Annotated in this window: 24 protein-coding genes and 1 CRISPR repeat array; of the genes, 15 read left to right on the forward strand and 9 right to left on the reverse strand. The window is 37.9% G+C overall.

Annotation, left to right across the window (positions count from 1 at the left end; genetic code table 11):
* Positions 1-17 precede the first annotated feature (17 nt).
* Together QM538_04080 and QM538_04085 are read right to left on the reverse strand one after the other, a co-directional pair.
* On the reverse strand, positions 18-851 hold the full coding sequence (locus tag QM538_04080; GenBank protein MDI9347662.1) for a hypothetical protein: 834 nt from the start codon (positions 849-851) through the stop codon (positions 18-20).
* Positions 851-1,630: a 3',5'-cyclic-nucleotide phosphodiesterase gene (locus tag QM538_04085; GenBank protein ID MDI9347663.1), complete on the reverse strand. Its 780-nt coding sequence runs from the start codon at positions 1,628-1,630 to the stop codon at positions 851-853. Before QM538_04085 ends, QM538_04080 begins: the two co-directional genes overlap by 1 nt.
* A gap of 137 nt (positions 1,631-1,767) precedes the next feature.
* Between QM538_04085 and rpsP the strand changes: the two genes are divergently transcribed.
* From rpsP to QM538_04125, 8 genes are read left to right on the forward strand one after another with little or no spacing between them, the layout of a single operon-like run.
* A complete protein-coding gene (rpsP, locus tag QM538_04090; protein MDI9347664.1) occupies positions 1,768-2,010 on the forward strand; it encodes a 30S ribosomal protein S16 in 243 nt (80 codons plus the stop codon).
* Positions 2,011-2,050: 40 nt separating this feature from the next.
* The gene (gene trmD, locus QM538_04095) at positions 2,051-2,803 is read left to right on the forward strand and encodes a tRNA (guanosine(37)-N1)-methyltransferase TrmD (GenBank protein ID MDI9347665.1); all 753 of its coding nucleotides are present in this window, start codon (positions 2,051-2,053) and stop codon (positions 2,801-2,803) included.
* Positions 2,800-3,168 carry a 50S ribosomal protein L19 gene (gene rplS / locus QM538_04100; GenBank protein ID MDI9347666.1) on the forward strand — a complete coding sequence of 123 codons (369 nt, stop codon included), beginning with the start codon at positions 2,800-2,802 and terminating at the stop codon, positions 3,166-3,168. The genes trmD and rplS overlap by 4 nt, the downstream gene beginning before the upstream one ends.
* A gap of 9 nt (positions 3,169-3,177) precedes the next feature.
* Positions 3,178-3,504, forward strand: a complete 327-nt coding sequence (locus QM538_04105; protein MDI9347667.1) for a P-II family nitrogen regulator — start codon at positions 3,178-3,180, stop codon at positions 3,502-3,504.
* Positions 3,505-3,539: 35 nt separating this feature from the next.
* Positions 3,540-5,012 (forward strand): polynucleotide adenylyltransferase PcnB, encoded by a 1,473-nt coding sequence (gene pcnB / locus QM538_04110; protein MDI9347668.1) that lies wholly within the window; start codon positions 3,540-3,542, stop codon positions 5,010-5,012.
* A 21-nt stretch (positions 5,013-5,033) separates the two neighbouring features.
* Positions 5,034-6,251: a CoA transferase gene (locus QM538_04115; GenBank protein ID MDI9347669.1), complete on the forward strand. Its 1,218-nt coding sequence runs from the start codon at positions 5,034-5,036 to the stop codon at positions 6,249-6,251.
* Between the two features lie 8 nt (positions 6,252-6,259).
* Complete coding sequence (locus QM538_04120; GenBank protein ID MDI9347670.1) at positions 6,260-7,186, forward strand: hydroxymethylglutaryl-CoA lyase; 927 nt, start codon at positions 6,260-6,262, stop codon at positions 7,184-7,186.
* The gene (locus QM538_04125) at positions 7,156-8,109 is read left to right on the forward strand and encodes a hypothetical protein (GenBank protein MDI9347671.1); all 954 of its coding nucleotides are present in this window, start codon (positions 7,156-7,158) and stop codon (positions 8,107-8,109) included. The genes QM538_04120 and QM538_04125 overlap by 31 nt, the downstream gene beginning before the upstream one ends.
* Here QM538_04125 and QM538_04130 read toward each other — a convergent pair.
* The gene (locus QM538_04130) at positions 8,073-8,795 is read right to left on the reverse strand and encodes a hypothetical protein (protein MDI9347672.1); all 723 of its coding nucleotides are present in this window, start codon (positions 8,793-8,795) and stop codon (positions 8,073-8,075) included. The two genes, QM538_04125 and QM538_04130, sit on opposite strands and share 37 nt — an antisense overlap.
* A complete protein-coding gene (locus QM538_04135; protein MDI9347673.1) occupies positions 8,792-9,523 on the reverse strand; it encodes a hypothetical protein in 732 nt (243 codons plus the stop codon). Before QM538_04135 ends, QM538_04130 begins: the two co-directional genes overlap by 4 nt.
* Here QM538_04135 and QM538_04140 point away from each other — a divergent pair.
* The gene (locus QM538_04140) at positions 9,522-10,523 is read left to right on the forward strand and encodes an NADP-dependent oxidoreductase (GenBank protein ID MDI9347674.1); all 1,002 of its coding nucleotides are present in this window, start codon (positions 9,522-9,524) and stop codon (positions 10,521-10,523) included. The two genes, QM538_04135 and QM538_04140, sit on opposite strands and share 2 nt — an antisense overlap.
* Here QM538_04140 and QM538_04145 read toward each other — a convergent pair whose 3' ends face one another.
* Entirely contained in the window at positions 10,524-11,441 is a 918-nt protein-coding gene (locus QM538_04145; GenBank protein ID MDI9347675.1) for a hydroxymethylglutaryl-CoA lyase, read from the reverse strand. It abuts the gene before it with no gap.
* A gap of 32 nt (positions 11,442-11,473) precedes the next feature.
* Here QM538_04145 and QM538_04150 point away from each other — a divergent pair, with 32 nt between their 5' ends.
* From QM538_04150 to QM538_04165, 4 genes are read left to right on the forward strand one after another with little or no spacing between them, the layout of a single operon-like run.
* On the forward strand, positions 11,474-12,670 hold the full coding sequence (locus tag QM538_04150; protein ID MDI9347676.1) for a CaiB/BaiF CoA-transferase family protein: 1,197 nt from the start codon (positions 11,474-11,476) through the stop codon (positions 12,668-12,670).
* On the forward strand, positions 12,604-13,971 hold the full coding sequence (locus QM538_04155; GenBank protein MDI9347677.1) for an MFS transporter: 1,368 nt from the start codon (positions 12,604-12,606) through the stop codon (positions 13,969-13,971). The genes QM538_04150 and QM538_04155 overlap by 67 nt, the downstream gene beginning before the upstream one ends.
* Positions 13,968-14,840 carry an amidohydrolase family protein gene (locus tag QM538_04160; GenBank protein ID MDI9347678.1) on the forward strand — a complete coding sequence of 291 codons (873 nt, stop codon included), beginning with the start codon at positions 13,968-13,970 and terminating at the stop codon, positions 14,838-14,840. The genes QM538_04155 and QM538_04160 overlap by 4 nt, the downstream gene beginning before the upstream one ends.
* Positions 14,833-16,041, forward strand: coding sequence for a CoA transferase (locus QM538_04165; protein ID MDI9347679.1), 1,209 nt, complete (start codon positions 14,833-14,835; stop codon positions 16,039-16,041). The genes QM538_04160 and QM538_04165 overlap by 8 nt, the downstream gene beginning before the upstream one ends.
* Before the next feature lie 32 nt (positions 16,042-16,073).
* On the opposite strand, the gene QM538_04170 is transcribed toward QM538_04165, so the two are convergent.
* Positions 16,074-17,177: a hypothetical protein gene (locus QM538_04170; protein MDI9347680.1), complete on the reverse strand. Its 1,104-nt coding sequence runs from the start codon at positions 17,175-17,177 to the stop codon at positions 16,074-16,076.
* Between the two features lie 67 nt (positions 17,178-17,244).
* Between QM538_04170 and QM538_04175 the strand changes: the two genes are divergently transcribed.
* Both QM538_04175 and QM538_04180 read left to right on the forward strand, forming a co-directional pair.
* Positions 17,245-17,652, forward strand: coding sequence for a DUF2177 family protein (locus QM538_04175; GenBank protein MDI9347681.1), 408 nt, complete (start codon positions 17,245-17,247; stop codon positions 17,650-17,652).
* Positions 17,649-17,873 (forward strand): DUF4266 domain-containing protein, encoded by a 225-nt coding sequence (locus QM538_04180; protein MDI9347682.1) that lies wholly within the window; start codon positions 17,649-17,651, stop codon positions 17,871-17,873. The genes QM538_04175 and QM538_04180 overlap by 4 nt, the downstream gene beginning before the upstream one ends.
* A gap of 86 nt (positions 17,874-17,959) precedes the next feature.
* Positions 17,960-20,301: a CRISPR direct-repeat array (repeat unit 37 nt; unit sequence GTTTCAATGGCTGGTGTGTGTGATACACTATTGATAC).
* A gap of 196 nt (positions 20,302-20,497) precedes the next feature.
* Here QM538_04180 and cas4 read toward each other — a convergent pair.
* From cas4 to cas1, 3 genes are read right to left on the reverse strand one after another with little or no spacing between them, the layout of a single operon-like run.
* On the reverse strand, positions 20,498-21,109 hold the full coding sequence (cas4, locus tag QM538_04185; GenBank protein ID MDI9347683.1) for a CRISPR-associated protein Cas4: 612 nt from the start codon (positions 21,107-21,109) through the stop codon (positions 20,498-20,500).
* On the reverse strand, positions 21,063-21,365 hold the full coding sequence (gene cas2, locus QM538_04190; protein MDI9347684.1) for a CRISPR-associated endonuclease Cas2: 303 nt from the start codon (positions 21,363-21,365) through the stop codon (positions 21,063-21,065). The genes cas4 and cas2 overlap by 47 nt, the downstream gene beginning before the upstream one ends.
* 4 nt (positions 21,366-21,369) lie before the next feature.
* On the reverse strand, positions 21,370-22,335 hold the full coding sequence (cas1, locus tag QM538_04195; GenBank protein ID MDI9347685.1) for a type II CRISPR-associated endonuclease Cas1: 966 nt from the start codon (positions 22,333-22,335) through the stop codon (positions 21,370-21,372).
* Between the last annotated feature and the right edge of the window lie 74 nt (positions 22,336-22,409).

A 22,409-nucleotide genomic window follows, 5' to 3' on the forward strand; every position in this document is an offset into this window, starting at 1 on the left:
GGTTATATCACTCTAATTTAAATACTTATTACCTTGCTGCCTAAAAAACCCAACAATGAACTACCACTTGCGACCGCGCACCATTTCCACAAGGCTTTAGGGGGTATAGCTTTTTTCCACCGTACTAGCACTACTACAGCTATTATGAACCAGCTTATGATAGTAAAAAATATTTTTTGGGATAACGTGAATGTGCTTAGCCTAGTTACACCTTCCAGTAACCCAATTGCTATAGTGATAGTGAGAAACACAAAGCTAATAACTAATAAACCAAAAACCAATTGATGAATTTGTTCAAAGCTTGGAAATCCAAATTCACGGCGAGGGTTTGTGATTGTACTGCTTCTAATTGAGTGGTCTATATAAGACAAAACAAAAGACATACAGGTTGCGAATAGTAAAAAAGAGATGGCAAAGAGCGCACTGGTAATATGAAATATTAAAAATGGAGTGAATTGTAATGAATGAGGAATGTCGACTAGTATAAAAGGCACTACAATGATTAGCATATTAAGCGGAATAAGTAGTAATGCTATTTGAGGGATGGGGATTAAAAATGAAACCACAAGCCATAACCATGACATACCAAGCATGGTATAGTTAAGCGAAAGAGCAAAATCAAAAATATAGTATTCACCAAAGATTATTTGAACACAAATAACTAAGGAGTGAAAAATTAAAGTTAACAACATTACCCCATGAAACCAACGTGAATTGCTAACTATAACATTTCGAGGATTAGAGCTAACAATCGCACGCTTGACTGTTATGGTGCCAGCGATAATACTAACACTGTAACAAACCATGCTCATGGCAGTTAACAGTAATACCAATGGATTGAATTGAATCATTACCAACTTATGGTTTGATAGGGGGAAAGCTTTATAGCGATTTTAGTAGTAAGTGAGTGGCAAAGTTCTTGCAAAATGAGTGCTTCTTGCCCCACACGAGTATGAGTTATGTAGACGGGAAGTTCTGCTAATAATTTAGTATTAATTTCTGAAGCAAGAACTGAAGGGCAGTAGTGTTTTGAGATGTTGGCAAGTTCAAGTTGATCGTTTGGGAATGTACATTCCACAATAATCGTCGTGATAGATGGATCTTTGTTGATCAAATTCCAGATAGAGTCGTTTGCGGCCGTGTCACCTGAAAATAATAAACTTTTGCCTTGTTGATTAGTGACATGAATTGCTGCAGCGGGAACGGAATGATTGACTGGATGCAGCGAAAATGCGTGATAATCAATTTCAATGATTTGATTAAAATCAAGTGGATAAAATTTAACCACTGGCTCATCTGAATGAGGTATGGTGGAAAAATCTGGCCAAATTATATTATTTAGTAAATGGGTTTTTATTGCATTAATTGTTTCAGGTAGTGCGTAAACTTGTAGTGGTTTTTTAAGATATACTTCGAAGTTTAAATCAATTAGTAAGGGTAAAAATAAGATGTGGTCAAGATGGGAGTGAGTAAGGATTACGGTAGTTATTTTTCTCAAAGACTCAAGTGGGAGTTTTTCAAGACCACTGCCACAGTCAAGTAATACCTGCTCATCAATACACAAACAAGAAGTGTTCCCGCCATCTTTACAAAACCCACTAGAACAGCCTAGCACTTCAATTTTAGACATAGCCTTTATTTTAGTGGTAAAAAGCTCATAAAAATGCTTTTTATATGATTTAGGGCCAGCAGCGATAATGTATGGATTATTGGAGCGGCTTATTATAAAACCATGAAAAATAGTGTATACTATGCAACATAAAAGATATGGTTAAAGTTAGACTTTCAAGATGGGGTAAGAAAAATCGTGCATTTTACAAGATTGTGGTTACCGATCATCGCAGACCTAGAGATAGTGGGTATATTGAGTCCATCGGATATTACAATCCTTACGCTACAGAGAGCGAGCAATTATTACAACTTGATCAAGAAAAACTTGATTATTGGAAAGGAAAAGGCGCTCAGGTGAGCAGTAGGCTTAAAGCCCTTTTGAAGAAAAAAGCGTCGTAAACGCAAAGAGAACTAGTAACTAAAAACAAACTAAAAAAATATGAAAATTGGGGTAGTAGCCTTGTTCCCTGAATTGGTAAATCAGGTATTTAATTTTGGCGTTAACCGAAGGGCTAGGCAATTACCGGATTTTTCAATTGAATTTATTGATCTTCGTGAATATGGTTTGGGTCCGCACAAAAAAATTGATGACTCACCTTTTGGAGGTGGTAGTGGGATGGTGCTACAGTTTGAGCCATTGGCTAATTGCATAAGAGCTTTGCGCGCTAAACTACCTAAGGCTAAAGTACTACTTAGTTCAGCTTCTGGCGTACCTCTCAAGCAATCACTTGTTAAGGAGTTTGCACAAGAAAGTGAGTTGATTTTGGTGGCCGGAAGGTATGAAGGTGTTGATGAGCGGCTAGTGCACCGAGAAGTGGATCTAGAGTTCAGTGTTGGAGAGTATATATTGAGCGGAGGAGAGTTAGCACTTATGGTTCTACTAGACTCTTTAATGAGATTGCTACCAGGAGTATTGGGAAATCAAGAATCATTAGCTCTAGAATCGTACAGTGATTCTCTACTCGAATATCCGCAATATACCAGACCTCAAGAAATTGAAAATCTTAGAGTGCCAGAGGTTCTGCTGAAAGGCAACCATTCAGAGATTAATCAATGGAGAAGAGAGCAAATGTTAAAAAAAACATTACAAAGAAACCCAGCACTACTTAAATCTTGCATTATGTCCGCACAAGACCAAGCATATCTTAGTAGTTTAGGTTATAATCAAAAACAGTACGGAGAAACATCATGAGAAATAAATCTATTACCGCAGTGGAAGCCCCACACCTAAGAGAAGTACCAACGAATATAAGACCCGGCGATGTGCTAGAGGTTATCATGAAGATTCAGGAAGGCGGCAAAGAACGTTTGCAAACCTTTGAAGGTATATTGATTGGATATAAACACAGGGGTATTGCGACCTCAATACTGCTTAGAAAACATTCACACGATGAAGGAGTTGAACGAAGAATTTTTGTTCACAGTCCTCTCGTCCATAGCATTAAACGATTAAAGCGAGGAATTGTTCGCAGAGCTAAACTATACTATCTCAGAGAGCGAGAAGGAAAAGCAGCTAGAATTAAGGAAAAGTTTGAAAGTAAAAGTAGTAGCGTGTAACTTTTAGTAATGAAGAAAATTGAGGCCATAATCAAACCGTTTAAGTTGGATGCCTTGCGAAAGGAATTGGTCGCACTTGGAATTAGTGGAATGACCTACACAGAAGTAAAAGGATTTGGCAGCCAAAAAGGGCACACCGAACTTTATCACGGCGCTACGTATAATTCTGACTTTTTACCAAAAATTAAAATTGAACTAGTTATCGATGATACGCTATGTGAAAATTGTATTTCTGCGATTGTGCGATCTGTGTCTACAGGAAGCCATGGAGATGGAAAAATCTTTGTGTCGGAAGTTAAAAAAGTGGTAAGCGTCAGAACTGGTGCAGTAATTTAAAATTTAAAATATAAAATCTTTATTGGAGTACTTTTATGGAACTAAAAAAAAATATAATTGAATTTGATACCCACGGTATCGCAAATGAACAAGTCTCTCAAAATACCATGACTATTTTGAATACTTTGCGTGATGCTGGTCATCAAGCCTACATCGTTGGTGGTGCAGTGCGAGATTTGCTCTTAGGAAAAAAACCGAAAGATTTTGATATAGTAACTTCAGCAAAGCCAGATCAAGTAAAGGCGCTTTTTAAGCGATGTGCCTTGATCGGTAAAAGATTTGTTTTAGCGCATGTCTATATTCAGGACCAGCAACCAACTGAAGTTTCTACTTTCAGAAAAACACCAAATGTTGACTTAGAAGAATCTACCGATAACCATCAAGTAAATGAAGAAGGAAGAATTTTAAAGGGAAATTGTTACGGTGAAAGTATAGAAGATGATGTGGTGCATAGAGACTTTACTATTAATGCACTGTACTATGATCCAATCGCAAATCAAATAGTTGATCTCGTTAACGGGTATCAAGATTGTATTGGGCGAAACATCGTTTTTATAAATCAAAATAACATAGAGAGCATCAAAGAGGATCCAGCGAGAATAATTCGTATCATTAGATTTTCCCAAGTGTTGCAATGTCCAATTAAACCAGAGCTTGAGAAATTAATATCTGAACATGTGGCTCTATTGAACAATATTCCTCCTGCACGAAGAATGGTGGAGTTGGTCAAAATGTTTCATAGTGGCTACGGTGTGCAATCTTATGAACAACTAGAAAAATATAAAATGATAGAGCTGTTGTTTGGCAATGTTACCCCAGCATTAGATCATGAAGAAGAACACCCCATTCGTAAATTTGTCAGAATAGGTTTAGAAAATACTGACGATAGGATTCTCAAAAAAAATCATACCAGCAAAGCATTTCTTATGGCAGTGCTGTATTGGCCTTACGCCATGGCACGAAGTGAGTATTCACTTCCTCCAACTCAAAATTTACATTTAATTGGAAAGGAGCTGTTTGCTAGTTTTCTTCGAGGCCTACCTAAAGTCCATCAGGATATGTTGCTTACCATTTGGAGTTTACAAAACAAGTTTCGCGAAACACTTCCTGAACAAATTCCTCAGTTTTGTCGTCAAAGGTATTTTAGAGCTGCCTATGATTTTTACGTTTTACGCGTTCAATCAGGATTAGAAAGCGAGCAAAAACTTGAACTATGGACCCAGTCACGCGATCAGTATGCTCCCGCAAATCAAGAAAATAAATTTGAGAGAGGAAGTCATGCCAGGAGACGGCCATTCGGCAACGGTAACAAACGATTTAAAAATAGAAAAAATGGTAGGGGTGGTAATAAATCTTCATCCTCTAACCCTAATAAAGTTTCTACCGATCAGCAATATTCCCAATCGGGTGAATTAGTGTACGATAAGTATAATTCCTTTGATTCATTTGAACCTGAAGCCGAAAAGACTATAGTAACTTCTAATAAATTTAATTTATTAGACTCTTAAATTGTTCTTAGCGACAACGTAATGCTACAAAATAAAAAAAAGCCACTACGAAAGTATCGCATGCTCGACTTGACTCACATGCTCTCGGGGCCGTTTGGTGCCATGATTCTTGCTGATCTTGGTGTGGAAACAATCAAAGTTGAACCGCTTCAAGGAGAAGGGACAAGGGTTTTGTTGGCAAATGATAAAAAAAATTCCCATCGTGGACTTGGCGCTTATTTTTTAACATTGAATAGAAATAAACGCACTATTTCAATAGACCTTAAGCATAAAGAGGGGTTAGCTTTATTTTATAAATTAGTAAAAAAATCAGATGTGGTATTGAGCAATTTTGGACCAACGGTTCCTGAAAAGTTAAAAATTGATTACGCGCATCTTAAAAAAATAAATCCAAAAATCATAACATGCACTGTTACTGGCTTTGGTTCTGATGGCCCTGATTTTAATCGACCGGCTTTTGACCAGGTTGCACAGGCAACTGGTGGGGGTATGAGTTTAACCGGTGTTGATGAATCTCAAATGTTACGCGCAGGTATTCCTATTGGGGATCTTGGGGGCGGCATGTTTGCGGTGATGGGTATCATTACCGCTTTGTTAGAAAGAGAAGTGAGTAAGCGAGGGCAGCATGTTGATATCTCTATGTTAGATTGTCAAATTGCTATGCTTAATTATATAGCTACCATGACTATGTTATCTGGAACAGACCAAAAACCTATTGGTAACAGTCACTTTGTCCATGTGCCATACAATAGTTATAATACTAAAACTGGTCCCATCATCATTGCAGTCATTACCAATAATTTCTGGACTTCGCTTAAGCAGTTACTTAAAATACCTGAACTTGAGTCAAGTGCGTATGATACTCAACCGGGACGATTGCAGGATAAATCAAAAATCGACAAGCTTATTGAAAAACATTTATGTACCAATACTCGCGAACATTGGTTAACTAAACTTAAAGAAGCAAAAATTCCATGCGCGCCAATTAATACAATTTCACAAGCATTACAAGATCCTCAGGTTCAGCACCGTAATATGGTTGTTGACCTCATTGATAAAAAATCATCAAAGGCTACCGTAAAGGTAACTGGAAATCCAATTAAATTTTCACGCACTCCTGCTGAAACTTTTAGCTTTCCACCTGATCTAGGTGAAGATACTGATTGGGTATTATCAACTATTCTTAAATTAAAAAAGTCTACTATTGCTAAATTAAAATCAACAAATGTGGTAAGGTAGTCATAGACATGCTACCAATACAAGCATTCATTAACGATGTCGGGCCCCGTGATGGACTACAAAGCCAGAGCGTTATCCTAAGCGTACCTGAGCGAAGGGAGTTAATTTCTTTAATTATTTCAACTGGCATCAAACATATTGAGGTGGGTAGTTTTGTTTCAGCAACAGCAGTGCCGGCAATGGCGGGTACAGACCAAGTAATTGCACCTTTTTTAGTAGATACTCAATATCCTCAAAATCAATTTTCGTTTTCAGTACTCATTCCTAATGTTCGTGGATTTCAGGCTGCCAAAACAGCACATGTTAAAAACATTAACTTTGTCATTTGTTCAACGGACACCATGAATCAAAAAAATGTGAGAAAAAATACTGATGAATTAGTTGCCGAACTTCAGCAGGTTTGTAGCCTCGCAGCAGAAGATTCAATTACAATTAATGCGTATATATCTACTGCTTGGGATTGTCCTTTTGAAGGTGTGGTTTCGGCGCAGAAAATAGTCTCACTAGCGGAGCAATTGCTGAAGGCCGGAGTATCAAAAATAATTTTATCTGATTCAATCGGCTCCGCAGATCCCAAGCGAGTAAGGCAATTAGTATCTGAAGTCAAAACCCTTACTGCTGTTCACAATATTGGATGTCATTTTCATGATACGAGAAGTTTAGCCCTCGCCAATGTTTTTGCATCACTCGAGGAAGGGGTGACATGGTTTGATTCATCAATTGGCGGATTGGGTGGTTGTCCTTTTGCACCTGGTGCTTCAGGTAATCTTGCCACCGAAGATCTAGTCTTGTTGCTTGAACAACAAGGAATACATACTGGAGTAAATGCCTTAGCTTTGATACAGGCCATTGATACGATTCAAGCTAAGTTTGCAGTGAAATGTAACGGTGGAAAAACTTTTCAGTGGCAAAAATCAAAACTCTTAAAACAATGAAACCCTATCTTGATGCCTGTATTTGTGTGCCTCACCAGGAAACACTTTCAAGCAATCTCGTAGAGCTTGGTTGGAGTATTTTAGAATCAAACCCTGTTCCTAAATCTTATTGCGAGGGCTATCAAACTCAATTTCTCACCGAAACTATTTTTGTCTCTCCTCATCAGCCTTCGGGTAGAATTATTTTGTTGACCTGTGCAGAGCCAGCAACGCCAATGCAAAGCAAGATCGATCCCTATGAATATGGCGGGTGGTTTGATCTAGATATCCGTACCAAAGATAATTATGCACTGCATTCTATAGTAACTTCTCAATTTGCTTGGAAGACCAATTGCCCACCGCAAGAGTGGGTATTTGGTCCTTTTCGAGTAGTGGAATTTCTCAGTTGTAATGACTTTGGGCTTACCGTTGCCGCCATGCAGCGAGTAGATCCACCATTACCCAATCCTCCCCCAGGTCATTATGGAGATTTTTTTAACAGTTCATTCCTAGTTCCAGATGTAAAACCAGCAATAGATTTTTTTCAATCTGTACTTCAGTGTCAAGTTGTGCTTCATGAACATATTACTCTTGCTAATCATCCTTTGAGGAACGTGTTAGGAATTACCCGAGATGAAGATGCGGTATTAGAGCTTGTCTTACTCAAAGGAAGGGGCGGTTATATGGTTGAGCCAATTGCACTGCATCACAGCAAACTCCCTAAAATTAATTACACCAGAAAAAGCAATACTTCGCCTCCATATCTTGGGCTCTATGCAATTAGAATTTATGAAGAAAATATTTCTGAAATAGAAAAACTTGCTTCCCAGCATTCATATATCAATCAGATTAAAAAAATAGAGAACGGATTGTTATTATTTACTGCAGACGATGCTTGGTTAGAGATTTATGATTCTTCAGTGTTTAATTCGGTTAGCTCATAGTACGTTTGCATATAACCACCAACTCCACCTTTTAGATACATTCGGTAGCGATCATTGGTAACCCACATGTCATAGGGTGGGTGTTCTTCGGGCAAACCTCCTGCGCCAGTATCCTCAAGTCTGAAATGAAGCGATTCAAAGGTACCAGCTCCAACCTTGATGGTTTCTTTTCCGACTAATCGCAGCGAGAATTGGAGGGGAAATAACATAGGGCCAGTTGCTCCACGGTGATCTGGAGAGGTCAACATTATCGGAGTGCATGGTTGTTTACCTGGTTCCTCACCTTGATACAAAATAGTGAGCAACCCATCTCCAATAATTTGGTGTGCCACTAACCATGCAATTGGTTTGCTCAGCGCTATCTTCTGAGTCAGCACCCCATCGCGATGATGAAAGGTTTGGCAGTTGGCTTCCTGATCGGTAAAATACATAAAGCCGCAACCTTCAAATGTACCACCAACGGTTAGTCGCACAGAGCATTGCAAAGGTTTCCCAGTTTTACCATTATAGGCAATCATCACATCTCGTAATACTGAAGGAGCGTCATCTATCTCACTATGGGAATGTAATACTATTACCCCATCTGCTTGTTCAGTTAATAAAAAATCTTCTCTACCGCGAATCGCATCTAACCTTTCAGGTTTTTTAGAAAGGTAAGTAATTCTCCCCCTCATTCGCTTAGTCATACATTAATAATATGCAAACCAAGTAGGACATTGAGTAGTATGCAAAACCAAATCCCATGCACTAGCGGTGTGGTTCGCTTTAAGCATTGGCTAATTCCAGCATTTGCAGTTTCAGATACAGGGTCGCTCACTAGTTGTTTTATATAGTTAGGAAAAGGCTTTAGTATGTAACGAATACCAAGTCCACAAACAACAGTTATTGTGAATATCAGAATTTTTGCTGACATCCAGTACGAGAGCGGTTCAACTAAGGGTATCAACTGCTCAAAGGTATCAAATACCTCATCCGAAGTATTTTGCAAACTTTTTTCTACAATTGCATTGTAGTAGAGCGAATACCCTACCCATAACCAGAGTAAGAATAAAATAAAAATTCTAAAGTAAATATCTATATCTCTAAGCAGTGCATGGAACGAATATTTTTCACCAAAATACACCCCCCCAACTAATCCCAACCACACAATCGTTGCTAGATAAACTAACCCTATGGCAAAATCAGAAAGCAAAACCAATCCTACATATTCTGCGTAAAAAATACCAGAAAAAAACATCAATGGCATGGCAATTCGTGGTACTAGATCTAATAACCAAGCAATTTTAATAACTGTTAATCTAGTCTCTAAAGATAAACTAGTATTTTTTATGAACTTGCTTGAATAATATACGCCAAGGTCAGTACCTAACCAGTAGATTAGTGCTAAAATATGTAAAAGCAGGAGAAATTTCATGACCAGTTCTATTTTATCAGTAAAATGCACAAATATTCCTAATGATGTGCCTCAAGTGAGTGATTTTGCAGTAGAGGCTATTACATTACCGGACAATTTGACAGGCACCCTAGTTCAAATAAAATACCTTTCCATTGACCCTTTTTTAAGATTAAGAATTAAAGGTAACCACCAAAGTGGCTCTATTCAAAAAGGCGAAATCATGAGCGGGCCTGGAATCGTAGAGTTGCTTGAAGATTCTGCTCAGCATAAAAAGGGTACATTATTAATGGGACTTATCCCATGGCAAGAAAAAGCCAGAATTGATACCACTGCACTTAAACCCATACCCTCAATTGATCAACCTAGCCTTGCACTTGGTGTGTTAGGTATGCCTGGATTTACTGCATGGGTAGGAGTAAATAAACTTTTAACCACTAAGCATCTAACTGAAAAAGATGTCGTAGTCGTCTCAGCGGCTAGCGGTGTAGTTGGAAGTATGGTCGGTCATTTTATTCAATCAATGACTAACGCTAAAGTAATTGGTATTGCAGGGAGTGAGGAAAAATGTAATTGGGTTACTGGTACGCTAGGTTGGGATGGTTGTATCAATTATAAAACTACTGATCTAGGTATGGCGCTCAAACAACAGGCACAGCAAGGTATCTCGATTTATTTTGATAATGTGGGAGGGTCGGTGCTCAACGCAGTAATGGAAAATCTTGCTGTGGGTGCGCAAGTGTTACTCTGTGGATTAGCACAGCAATATAATATTTCAAAACCTATCGCACTTCACAATATTGGTGCCTTGATCGGGAGCAGAGCATCTATAAAGGGCATGATAATCTATGATCATGTTATGCACTATCCAGAATTTTATCAAGCGGTACTACCAGAGTACCATGCTGGAAAAATTAAATACAAAGAAACCAAACTAAAAGGAATTTCCTCTGCTATTGATGCCATGATCACACAATTTAAAGGTGAGAACTTTGGCAAATTAATTATTGAAGTGGGTTAATTATTTTTTTGGCAACCCTGCGTCTGCTAAAAATCCGTACAAGGGTTCCATCGGAAGATATTTTTTAAGAATCGCACGAAGTGAGAGGAGTTTTGTGATATCAATTCCTGTTGCTACTCCCATTGATTCAAACATAAAGACCAAATCCTCGGTGACAATATTGCCTGAAGCTCCGGGAGCAAAGGGACAGCCCCCTAGTCCACCACAAGAGCTGTCAAAAACGGTTACCCCAACTTCATATGCTGCAAGCGCATTGGCTAAGCCAAGCCCCCTAGTATTGTGAAGATGGATGCTGCTCGCAGCATGTGCCCCAATATAGTAGCGCAGACTTTTCATCATCTCGCGAACTTGATTGGGATTGGCATAGCCGGTGGTATCTGCTACGCTCATATCGTGGATGCCTAATGAAATTAGTTTTGTCGCGATGTCCAATACCGCGCTTTGGGATATGTCACCTTCAATAGTGCAACCAAAAGCAGTAGATAATCCCACCTCAAAGCTTGGCTTCGGATCTGGAAGTGAGTCTAATAAATTTTTGATCGCGACAATCTCGCTAAACATCTGCTCATGGGTTCGGTTTACATTTTTAATGCTATGGGTTTGTGAACAGGAAAAGGGAATTGAAATTTTGTCTGGTTGCTTTGCTAAGGCAAGGGTGGCACCTTTAAGATTAGGCACCAAGACAGCAAGTTTTGCCGCGCAGGTTTTTTTGCGCAATTGCTCTAGTAGCAATCCAGTATCAGCAAGTTGAGGTAATAACGTTGGTGAGACAAACGAGCCAACTTCAATATCAACGAATCCCGATTGTACTAATGCCTCTATCCAAGCTACTTTACCTTCAAGAGGCATTATCGTAGATGCGTTTTGAAGCCCGTCGCGAGGACCGACTTCACTAATAATTACTGAATCAGATTTCATATTATATAGGTATAATGATATATCATTTTAATATGAATCAGAATAATACATTTTCACTATTACGTGGAATTACCGTGGTTGAATATAGCCATATGGTAATGGGACCATGCTGTGGAGTAGTGCTTGCCGACCTCGGCGCGAGGGTGATAAAAGTAGAACCTATCAAAGGGGATAATACTAGAAGGCTGGCTGGATCTGGAGCAGGTTATTTTCCCATGTATAATCGCAATAAACAAAGCCTTGCCATTGATGTAAATAAACCAGAAGGATTAACGCTACTAAAATCTCTAATTAAATCCAGTGATGTTTTTATTGAAAATTTCAGACCTCAGGCGCTTAACAAGTATGAGCTTGATTTTGACTCATTACATAAAAAACATCCAAGCCTGATTTATTTAAGTTTAAAAGGATTTCTTAGTGGAGCATATCAGAACCGAACTGCGCTTGATGAAGTGGTGCAAATGTTTTCTGGCTTAGCGTATATGACTGGACTGCCCGAGCGACCAATGAGGGCAGGTACTTCAGTCGTAGATATAACTGGTGCGTTGTTTGGAGTTATAGGCATCTTAGCCATGCTCGAGCAAAGAAAAAAAACCAACCTAGGAGGGCTGGTACAAAGTTCTTTATTTGAGACAGCGGCTTTTCTGGTTGGGCAACATATTGCCCAATATGCCTCAAGCGAAAAACCATTGCAACCAATGTCAGTGCGCCAATCAGCATGGAGCATTTATGATTTATTTGATTTAGCCGATGGTACAAAACTTTTTGTTGCGGTAGTGAGTGATACGCAATGGAAAATATTTTGTCAAGAATTCAATTTGCTTGAATTACTAAACGATCCATCCCTTGCTCAGAATAATCAGCGAGTAGAAAAACGAGATACAATTCTCCCAATCGTGCGACAAACATTTTTACGTATGGATAAAAATGATCTTTTAAAAAAACTTGATACCTGTGGAGTGCCCTTTGCCCCAATCTTACAACCGAATCAATTATTACAAGATCAACATCTGCTCCAAGCTGGTCTTGTGCCAATTACACTCTCAGACGGCAATAACAAAGGTAAAGCTATTCAACTTCCAGCACTACCGATAGAAGTAAATGGTATGCGTTCTGGAATACATCATCAAGTCCCTACCATTGGTGAAGATAGTGATTCGGTATGCGCGTCGTTAGGTTACACTACTCAGGAAATAACTCAATTAAAACAACAGGGGGTAATCGCTTAATGAATATTCAATTACAAAAATATCCAAATATTTGGTATGGATGGTTTCTTGTTACATGCCTAACATTTTCATATATCCTTTCTTATACCGATCGCTATGTGATTTATTTACTTAATACTGCGATTAAAGCCGACTTGTTTTTAACTGATACTCAGATGGGATTGCTCATGGGTCCTGCGTTTGGAATTTTCTACGCTACCGCAGGTATTCCATTAGGAATATTGGCAGATAAAATGCGGCGGTTAACCTTAATTTCTATAGGCATGATGATTTGGAGTGCCGCGACCATTGCTTGTGGTATGGTGAAAACCTTCACAGATTTGTTTATCTCCAGAATGGTGGTTGGTGTTGGTGAGGCATGTTTGTCTCCAGCGGCGATTTCGCTCATCTCGGACTGTTTTCCAAAAGAAAAACGAGGACTTCCGATTGGAATATATTTTGCTGCACTTTCCTTTGGTGCAGGGATTTCAAATTTAATCTTTGGCCCTATTCTAGAATATTCTAAAAGCCATAACAGTATTCCAATCTTTGGCGAGGTAACCTACTGGCAATTAACATTTATAATTGTAGGCTTGCCGGGAATAGTATTTGCTTTAATGTTATTAATTCTCAAAGAGCCAAAGCGAATTTCCGAAGCAAACGACAAAGCATTATCCACTAGTTTTTGGCAAATCAGTAAACAATTTTTCTCTAAAGACTGGACGGTGATGATTACTTTTTATCTTACCTTTGGTATGATGACCATAATCGCGTATGGTCACGCGTGGTCACCGGCATTATTTGAAAAAATCCATGGTTGGGATAGAGCATACTATGCCAAAATAAATGGAATAGTCTTACTTGCCACTGCACCATTGTGTACGATATTTTTTGGATGGCTTTCGGATCGGCTCATGAAAAAACACGGCAACCTAGTGCCCATGCGAATGGCACTCCTCTCATTTACGGTAATGGTACTAAGCGGAGTAATTGGACCCATTATTCCTAATGCCTATGGTTGTTTTATTGTGCTCACCCTAAGCACTATCGCAATTGCTGGAATGACTGCAGTAGGCCCTAACGCACTGATACAAATTGTTCCAGCTAATTTGCGTGGAGTAAGTTCGGCATTTTATTTTATGACTATAAGTATGACTGGATTGTTTTTGGGCCCACCGACGATTGGTTTTGTTAATGATACATTTTTCCACTCTTTAGATGTATCAATGTCATTTACATTTCTGTTCTATGCAGTGCCATTTTCTGTTATTGCTGCCATTGCTTATAAACTATATATTAAAAAATTAGCCACTATCCAATGATTAAGGCCATAGATTGTGTTGTAAATATTTGGACTACAGAAGCACTAGCGGTTAGACCGAGCTGGACGAACACCTTTTTTATTGACAAGATGAAAGGTAAACATAACGATATTGGCATCTCATTAGAAACCATGCTCTCGGAAATGGATAGTGCCAATATTGAAGTTGCTTTTTTAGTGGCGGCAAAGTCTGGAAGACTAGGGCTCCCTGGTAGTTACCACATGCCTTTAGAAATAGTGGCAGAAGCATGTAAAAAATATCCTCATAGATTGTTTGGGTTATGTGGCATTGACCCTACCCAAGGTATGCAAGGAGTGCGAGCATTAGAATACGCAGTAACCAAACTAGGATTTATCGGCGCACATCTGTATCCGCATTGGTTTGAGTTACCTCCAGACCATGCTAAATATTATCCTTTTTACTCCAAGTGCATAGAGCTTGATATTCCCATTCAAATCCAAGTTGGCCAATCTCTCATCTACGCCAAAGAGCAGAGACTAAGATCAGTCGGTAAACCTATTAGCTTAGATTCGGTTGCATGTGATCTACCCGAATTAAAAATTATTGGCAGTCATGTCGGTATACCATGGCATGAAGAAATGATTGCTATGGCTTGGAAACATGAAAATATTTTTATTGCCACTGATGCGCATAGCCCTAAATATTGGCCACCTTCAGTTACACGGTACATTAATAGTTTTGGTAAGGATAAAGCCCTGTTTGCCACTGACTTTCCTGTATTACGATTTGCCCGAACCAGAGAAGAGATTGAGCAACTCAACCTTAAACCAGAAGTGCAACTTAAATTTCTTAGAAATAATGCCATCAGGCTTTATAAACTAGATCAAAAAGGCATTACCTATGCCTAAAGCTCTAGAAGGTATCAAAGTATTAGAATTAACTTCCGTAGTGCTCGGCCCCTACGCGTGCCAACTACTCGGGGATTTGGGTGCAGACATTATTAAAGTAGAGCCACCCAGTGGCGATACCAACCGATACCTTGGAGCATACAAACAAACTCCTTCAATGTCAGCTCTGTTTATGAGTTGCAATCGCAATAAACGAAGTATCGTCATTGATCTCAAACATCCAGAAGCAAAAGCAATCCTAGAGGACCTGGCCAGACATTGTGATGTGTTCATCCACAATTTTAGGCCTCAAGCTATGAAAAAACTTGGCCTTAGTTATCAAGACATCAAAAAAGTAAATAACAAAATCATTTACTGCGGCAGTTATGGATATAGTATCCAAGGACCCTATGGAGAGAAAGGTGCGCTTGATGATTCAATCCAGGCTGCCAGTGGTATCGCAATGGCAATGGCAATGAATACCCCTGACCAGCAACCGGCATATCTTCCCACCGTAATCGCAGATAAAACCACAGGGCTTATGGTCGCCCAATCAGTACTCGCGGCACTGTTTTACCGAGAACGACATGGACATGGTCAAGAAATAGAAGTGCCGATGTTTGAAACCACGGTCTCCTACCTAATGATTGAACATCAGTGGGGTATGTGCTTTGATCCCCCACTCGGCGAAGCAGGGTATTCCAGAATTCTAAGTAAAAATAGGAAACCCTATAAAACTAAAGATGGTTATCTAGCGGTGCTTCCCTATTGGGACAATCACTGGGGACTCTTCTGCGACATAGCCAACCGTGAAGATTTAACCACCAATCCTAAGTTCAACACCATGAAAGCAAGAGTAGATAACATTGATGAAACTTGCAAGCATATAGAAGATATTATTAAAACCAAAACTACTCAAGACTGGCTAGATGCATTTAAGCCAACTAATATTCCCCACATGATCGTTAACACATTCCAGGATCTATTCAGTGATCCTCATCTCACCCAGAGCAACTACTGGATTACCAAACAACACCAAAGCGAAGGTTCATTACGATTTGCCAAACCACCAGCAAACTTTTCGCACACTCCATCGCAGATTGATAAGCTCCCCCCGCATCTCGGAGAACATACAGAAGAAATTCTACAAGAAATCGGCTATCCTGACGCCACCATTCAGGATCTAATTACAAAAAAAGTTTGCAAAAAAGCCAAGCTTTGACATGGGTAGCAACGCTTGGCTTTGATGATAGGTTAGTGGTAAGAAACTAAATTAAGCTCAACGAGATCTAAAACAACCTTAGAAACTTTTTCAATAATCGGCACTGCGGCATTTGCCCAGCTTACATTAAAGGTGTCTGTGTGATAATCTCTTTTTGTAATGATGTTTTTACCAAGGACTGCCTTTAACTGATAATTCATTCTATATTCCCAAGTATATACCGCATAACTAATTTTACTCTTGTGGTCAATCTGCATATAGATAGTGTCTGGGCTTTTACCTTTAGGCAATTCACTCACATAGGTGATATTCTTGTAGCCATTCCCACTCAGTACATTTGCAATTTTTTCATCAAAACTTTTCTTAAGTTGATTAACTGATTGGCTTACATCAAAGGAGTACCAATTACCCGTACCTGATCCAACATCATTCAAAAATATTACTATTTTTACTTGCCCTTTAATATTTTTGAGTTCCTTATTAGCCTGATTTTTAAGAGGGTAGAGACTGGCTGCGTCTGTCAAGGTAGTAGTGGAGTTTTTGACAAGTTGCTCATAGAGCTTTTTGTGATCACTTAATAAATCCTTATCATATTTGATAACTCTTAGGTAATCTGCTAGACACAGGAGTGCGTTTGAAAAACATGTATTTTGATCATCCTTATATTTTGAAATTCTTTCAAAAGTAGTAACTACCGTATCAATTACATTATTTTTTACCACTGTTGCGTCAACACTCGCTAAAACAAAGTAGTCATCCCCATCATTACCTACCACATACTTTTCAAACTGTACTGCAGGATAGACAAACTGCTCTAGATCATCGCTACTAAATGAAGAAGTATATTTACTTTTGTACTGGGATAATAATTTTTCTCGTAATTTATTTTGACAAGTAGATCTTGCTTTTTGCTTACCTATTTCTTCGCCTTCATCGGTGTCAATATCTTCACTGCATGCATAATATAATTTATTTTCACTAACTGGAAGTTTGCTTGAAGACATCCAATCAGGCTTACCTTCAATAAATTCTTCTTCCAGGTCATCGTTTGCAATCGCGACAGAACACAGAAGCGATAAACTTAATGTGTATAACCATATTGCCATTGTATTTTTATTTAATTTAATCTGAGTCATATTATTTCTCCATGATAATTATAAAAATATTATAGTACAATGTATTTATGAAAATTAACATATATTTATGAAAATAATCAAGCCATTTTTAATCGCATTACCCATATTTATAACAATAGACTATCTCTGGCTAGGAGTGTTAGCTAAAGATTTTTACTTTAATCAAGCAGGACACCTGCTAAAACAAGAGTTTAACCTCATAGCAGCAGTTTCCTTTTACATTATTTACAACCTAGGGCTCATCATCTTCGTAATACAACCATCACTCCAGATCAATTGCCCTAGACACGCTATTTCCTGCGGGGCTTTTTTTGGACTAGTCACCTATTCCACCCTAGACCTCACCAACCTTGCCATCCTCAAGGACTGGCCACTTCACCTATCAATTGTTGATATGCTTTGGGGAACCATACTAACAGCTATCGTCTCTGCCATCACTTTTTTCACCGCAAGACAACTCATAAAAACCAATTGAAACACACCATACACAATCTACTAGCAATGCTCACCATAGCACTTGTAATAGCAGCATGTACCCCAATCACACAACCATCTGAACGATCCATCCTTGCCAGACCAAACATGAACCCCAAATACCGAGCAGTACATGACTCAACAGATGACCATATCTACTTCTCAAAAGAAGGGTCAAGTGGGGGCAGGGGATTTAGTGGTGGTGGTTGTGGGTGTAATTAAGAGTTAATGTTGCATACATATTAAACACCAACCAATGTATCAATTGATACTAAGATTTCTTCTGAAGATATACCTAGATACTTGAAGTTTCAATGGCTGGTGTGTGTGATACACTATTGATACAGGCGAAGTAAGCAATAATAAAATTAGCTACAAAGTTTCAATGGCTGGTGTGTGTGATACACTATTGATACTTGCTATATCGTACTTTTGCATTATTGCATTAGCTGTTTCAATGGCTGGTGTGTGTGATACACTATTGATACGTGGTTTCAATTTTTGTTTTGATTGCTTCTAATACGTTTCAATGGCTGGTGTGTGTGATACACTATTGATACGTGGTAGACATCTATTGTTTTGTTGTTGATAGTGGTTTCAATGGCTGGTGTGTGTGATACACTATTGATACAATGAAACTGATTTATTCTTACGCCATGTAATACCGTTTCAATGGCTGGTGTGTGTGATACACTATTGATACGAAGTTAGAAAAGCTTTATCCAAGTATTTTTACACAGTTTCAATGGCTGGTGTGTGTGATACACTATTGATACTAAATAAGCCCAGTTCCAAACGAATTGTTTGCGTGTTTCAATGGCTGGTGTGTGTGATACACTATTGATACCATGTGTATGATGACGACGATGCAAATCAGGTACGGTTTCAATGGCTGGTGTGTGTGATACACTATTGATACCAACGATTACATTTTCTAATATTGAAACTATTAGGTTTCAATGGCTGGTGTGTGTGATACACTATTGATACTTTTTCCTCGCATTATTACACTATAGTTCGTACTGTTTCAATGGCTGGTGTGTGTGATACACTATTGATACACAGTTATATGAATGAAAACAAACAATTGGTAATAGTTTCAATGGCTGGTGTGTGTGATACACTATTGATACCATATAAGAATATACCGATTTTGCAACCAGCCCTTGTTTCAATGGCTGGTGTGTGTGATACACTATTGATACACCCATTTATCAAGATTTCTTTTTGCAGTCTGATGGTTTCAATGGCTGGTGTGTGTGATACACTATTGATACGCAACTAGAAAATATCTTTCGCAAACAAGCAACTGTTTCAATGGCTGGTGTGTGTGATACACTATTGATACCGAACATCAAGTTTTTATGGAGGCATCAGAAAAAGTTTCAATGGCTGGTGTGTGTGATACACTATTGATACTAACGCTGGTACGCTATTACGTTTTTATGAAAAACAGTTTCAATGGCTGGTGTGTGTGATACACTATTGATACCAACGAAAAAGAGTACTCAAATGCTTTTTATTGTGGTTTCAATGGCTGGTGTGTGTGATACACTATTGATACTGAGACCATGATACATAATTTTATATTAGAAAAGGTGTTTCAATGGCTGGTGTGTGTGATACACTATTGATACAGTATTTTAACTACTTCAGTACGACCATTATATGGTTTCAATGGCTGGTGTGTGTGATACACTATTGATACTAGAGACAAAAACGGAAACGAACACCTTTTTAGAGAGTTTCAATGGCTGGTGTGTGTGATACACTATTGATACACTTTCAGATACTTGAGTAGTTTGATGCACTAAATGGTTTCAATGGCTGGTGTGTGTGATACACTATTGATACAGTCAATCCTGTAAATACAGTAGGAGTTATGGGCAAGTTTCAATGGCTGGTGTGTGTGATACACTATTGATACCGAATGCCACACTGCATAAGCCCCACTTCCTGCGAAGTTTCAATGGCTGGTGTGTGTGATACACTATTGATACTATCGTTTATAAAACTAAAGAAGAAAAGAAGTATCTGTTTCAATGGCTGGTGTGTGTGATACACTATTGATACTCATGCTACTGATTCATCTTGTGGTCGTCGTTCATCGTTTCAATGGCTGGTGTGTGTGATACACTATTGATACATAAGTAGCAAAGTCAGAATATGTACGTTTTATGTTTCAATGGCTGGTGTGTGTGATACACTATTGATACATTTTATTGTTCCGCTTGACGCAGAAATAAATGCAGGTTTCAATGGCTGGTGTGTGTGATACACTATTGATACGCAGTGAGACTAGGATCTGCTTGTGTGATTTCACTGTTTCAATGGCTGGTGTGTGTGATACACTATTGATACCTATCTTAGTTTTGTTGTATCCGATTCCACTAGTCCGTTTCAATGGCTGGTGTGTGTGATACACTATTGATACATAACTTATCTTTGAAATCTACTTCTTTAGTGTAGTTTCAATGGCTGGTGTGTGTGATACACTATTGATACTTATCATCTCTTTAGAAATGGTGTTGAACTCACCAAGTTTCAATGGCTGGTGTGTGTGATACACTATTGATACCTTAAAGAGGATATGCAGAAATTTTTTATCTTTACGTTTCAATGGCTGGTGTGTGTGATACACTATTGATACCCCTCAAATTATGCTGTGAAAATTGGCTATTTTGAGGTATTTTAAGAAAGTTATTTTCTCAAGTAGTTGTGTTGTATGAAAATCATAGTTTCTTGAGAAGATATAGTATAATAAATTATCACACACATGATGCCTTGTAATCATCTAAAAGCACCAATGGTGAAATTCCCTCTGTAAATACATGGAATATAGTTTTTTATCTGTCATTGCAATAGTTTAAGTACTCGCATTGAGAGCATTGATTTTGCGTAGCTGAGGAATTCGGTTTTAAGCCGTTTCTTAAGTTTGCAATTATCTTTAAGGTAATTTGTTTTACCAAAAGTTTTTCTTTTTCTTGAATTACATGGTGATATGGTTTATGACTATTACCAGTAATAATAAAAAAGCTGTTACATTTTTTATTAAAATGTTTTGAAGCCAACATTGAGTATGCTGTTAGTTGGGCTATATCTCCCTTTTTTATGTTGTATAACTTGAAATCTACGGGAAATATTTCATCATTTGTTTCAATTACCCCATCCATAATACCGTGTAATTGTAGTTCGTCATCCTGAAGAGGGACCTTAAAATGCAACTTACCGGTAAGCAGATTAAATCTGCTTAAACTTCTTCGTTTAAATAAGTGTTGCTGTATTTTTTCATAAGTCAATCCTTGTTTTGTCCAAATTGGTTTAGTGGGTTTTAATTCTAAAAGCAACTCATAGTACGGTATTCTAGGGCAAAATATATGTTGCCTTAAGTAATGAATAGGAACACTTACATTAGATTGTGCCACTTTCTTCCCAGTCATTAAAATTGTAATTGTCATAGTTTATGAGAATTGATTTTTTGTCTTTTTTATTAATCATTACTCTTGTAGCTAGGAAATAGTCCTCGTCATGTGCGCCTATCACTGCTTTAGCTTGGAAAGAGATGCTATTTAACTCTGCAGTGCTTAAATATCCCCAAAAAACTGATTTCTGAATTCTAAACAGACCATAATCAAATAGTAGAGAAACGATCTCCTCCCTTTTTTTATTATCTTGAACATCGTAAGCAATTATGTATTGTGTTCTTACATTCATAGTTTTACCATTTGAATAGGTATGGTTTATATTGAGTGTTATTTACAATCGCACCAGAGAGTTTATAGAGCTGCCTCTGTAATATATGCTCTAGGGCTATTTTTTTGTTTTTATAAAGATACTTGGTTTGAAAAGTGTGTTGAATATTGGAAATTAATGCTTGTTTTATTTCAGTACTCAGCTCGTTTGAATCGCTCGCTGTATGTTTTAGTTTAGAAACCACTCTGTCAACTACCCATGATCTATATTCCTCAATTATGTCTTGAACTAACGACAGTCTTCCATATCTCTGAGAATGAAAAATACCAATATAGGGCTCTAAACCACAATTTAATATCGCATTCATAGCATAGGTGCTCAAAATAGCATAACCAAAATTTAACATCGAGTTGGTTATTTCAGTTGCGCCTCTTCCTTCACGTAAAATGAAAGATGATGGAAATAGCCCATTATTTTTTAATGTAGAAAAATAAATATTTGCTGCCGAACCTTCTACGCCCATCAATTCTTCCAATGTAAATGTATTTTCTACTAAACTAAGAATTTGTTTTATTTCATCGCATGCGTAGTTAACTTGTTGGTTTTTATCATTTTTATTGAGATATAAAAGCGTCGCTCTTTGGTTTTTAATTTTCCCAAACATAAACTGTTTTGCAAGTGACAGTCTTAGTGAATATGGTATAGTAGCTTGTTTTATTTTAAGCATTACATTACCGTGATTATTAATTGAATTTAAAGTTGATACTGGGCCTTTGTAATCACTGATGAATAATTTTATACCTCTGCTTGAAAGCGCGCAAATAAGGTCGCTTGAAATTGAAACCCCTCTTTTGGCAATATTAATAGTTTTTAATCTATTTAATGGGTATTGTGTTTCACTCTCACCATCTTTATCTTTAACAACAACCCTTAGTCGCTGAGATTTAACCCCTATAAAACTGCCAAATTTAACTATTACTATGTGTTTCAAGGTGTATATTTATGTTGTTTTGTCCTAAGTTTTTGATTATTTCTATTTCCAGAGTGACTTAAATTTGTTAAAAA

The organism is Candidatus Methylacidiphilales bacterium (assembly GCA_030054035.1).
GTDB lineage: Bacteria > Pseudomonadota > Gammaproteobacteria > JASGCS01 > JASGCS01 > JASGCS01.

Coding starts and splice junctions, on each gene's coding strand:
- QM538_04120 (MDI9347670.1), top strand. CDS start 6,260: ATGCTACCAATACAAGCATTCATTAACGATGTCGGGCCCCGTGATGGA.
- QM538_04080 (MDI9347662.1), bottom strand. CDS start 851: ATGATTCAATTCAATCCATTGGTATTACTGTTAACTGCCATGAGCATG.
- QM538_04165 (MDI9347679.1), top strand. CDS start 14,833: ATGCCTAAAGCTCTAGAAGGTATCAAAGTATTAGAATTAACTTCCGTA.
- rplS (MDI9347666.1), top strand. CDS start 2,800: ATGAGAAATAAATCTATTACCGCAGTGGAAGCCCCACACCTAAGAGAA.
- QM538_04155 (MDI9347677.1), top strand. CDS start 12,604: ATGCGCGTCGTTAGGTTACACTACTCAGGAAATAACTCAATTAAAACA.
- QM538_04085 (MDI9347663.1), bottom strand. CDS start 1,630: ATGTCTAAAATTGAAGTGCTAGGCTGTTCTAGTGGGTTTTGTAAAGAT.
- QM538_04135 (MDI9347673.1), bottom strand. CDS start 9,523: ATGAAATTTCTCCTGCTTTTACATATTTTAGCACTAATCTACTGGTTA.
- QM538_04105 (MDI9347667.1), top strand. CDS start 3,178: ATGAAGAAAATTGAGGCCATAATCAAACCGTTTAAGTTGGATGCCTTG.
- rpsP (MDI9347664.1), top strand. CDS start 1,768: ATGGTTAAAGTTAGACTTTCAAGATGGGGTAAGAAAAATCGTGCATTT.
- QM538_04115 (MDI9347669.1), top strand. CDS start 5,034: ATGCTACAAAATAAAAAAAAGCCACTACGAAAGTATCGCATGCTCGAC.
- QM538_04140 (MDI9347674.1), top strand. CDS start 9,522: ATGACCAGTTCTATTTTATCAGTAAAATGCACAAATATTCCTAATGAT.
- QM538_04160 (MDI9347678.1), top strand. CDS start 13,968: ATGATTAAGGCCATAGATTGTGTTGTAAATATTTGGACTACAGAAGCA.
- QM538_04175 (MDI9347681.1), top strand. CDS start 17,245: ATGAAAATAATCAAGCCATTTTTAATCGCATTACCCATATTTATAACA.
- QM538_04130 (MDI9347672.1), bottom strand. CDS start 8,795: ATGACTAAGCGAATGAGGGGGAGAATTACTTACCTTTCTAAAAAACCT.
- QM538_04150 (MDI9347676.1), top strand. CDS start 11,474: ATGAATCAGAATAATACATTTTCACTATTACGTGGAATTACCGTGGTT.
- QM538_04170 (MDI9347680.1), bottom strand. CDS start 17,177: ATGACTCAGATTAAATTAAATAAAAATACAATGGCAATATGGTTATAC.
- cas2 (MDI9347684.1), bottom strand. CDS start 21,365: ATGAATGTAAGAACACAATACATAATTGCTTACGATGTTCAAGATAAT.
- trmD (MDI9347665.1), top strand. CDS start 2,051: ATGAAAATTGGGGTAGTAGCCTTGTTCCCTGAATTGGTAAATCAGGTA.
- QM538_04145 (MDI9347675.1), bottom strand. CDS start 11,441: ATGAAATCTGATTCAGTAATTATTAGTGAAGTCGGTCCTCGCGACGGG.
- pcnB (MDI9347668.1), top strand. CDS start 3,540: ATGGAACTAAAAAAAAATATAATTGAATTTGATACCCACGGTATCGCA.
- cas4 (MDI9347683.1), bottom strand. CDS start 21,109: ATGACAATTACAATTTTAATGACTGGGAAGAAAGTGGCACAATCTAAT.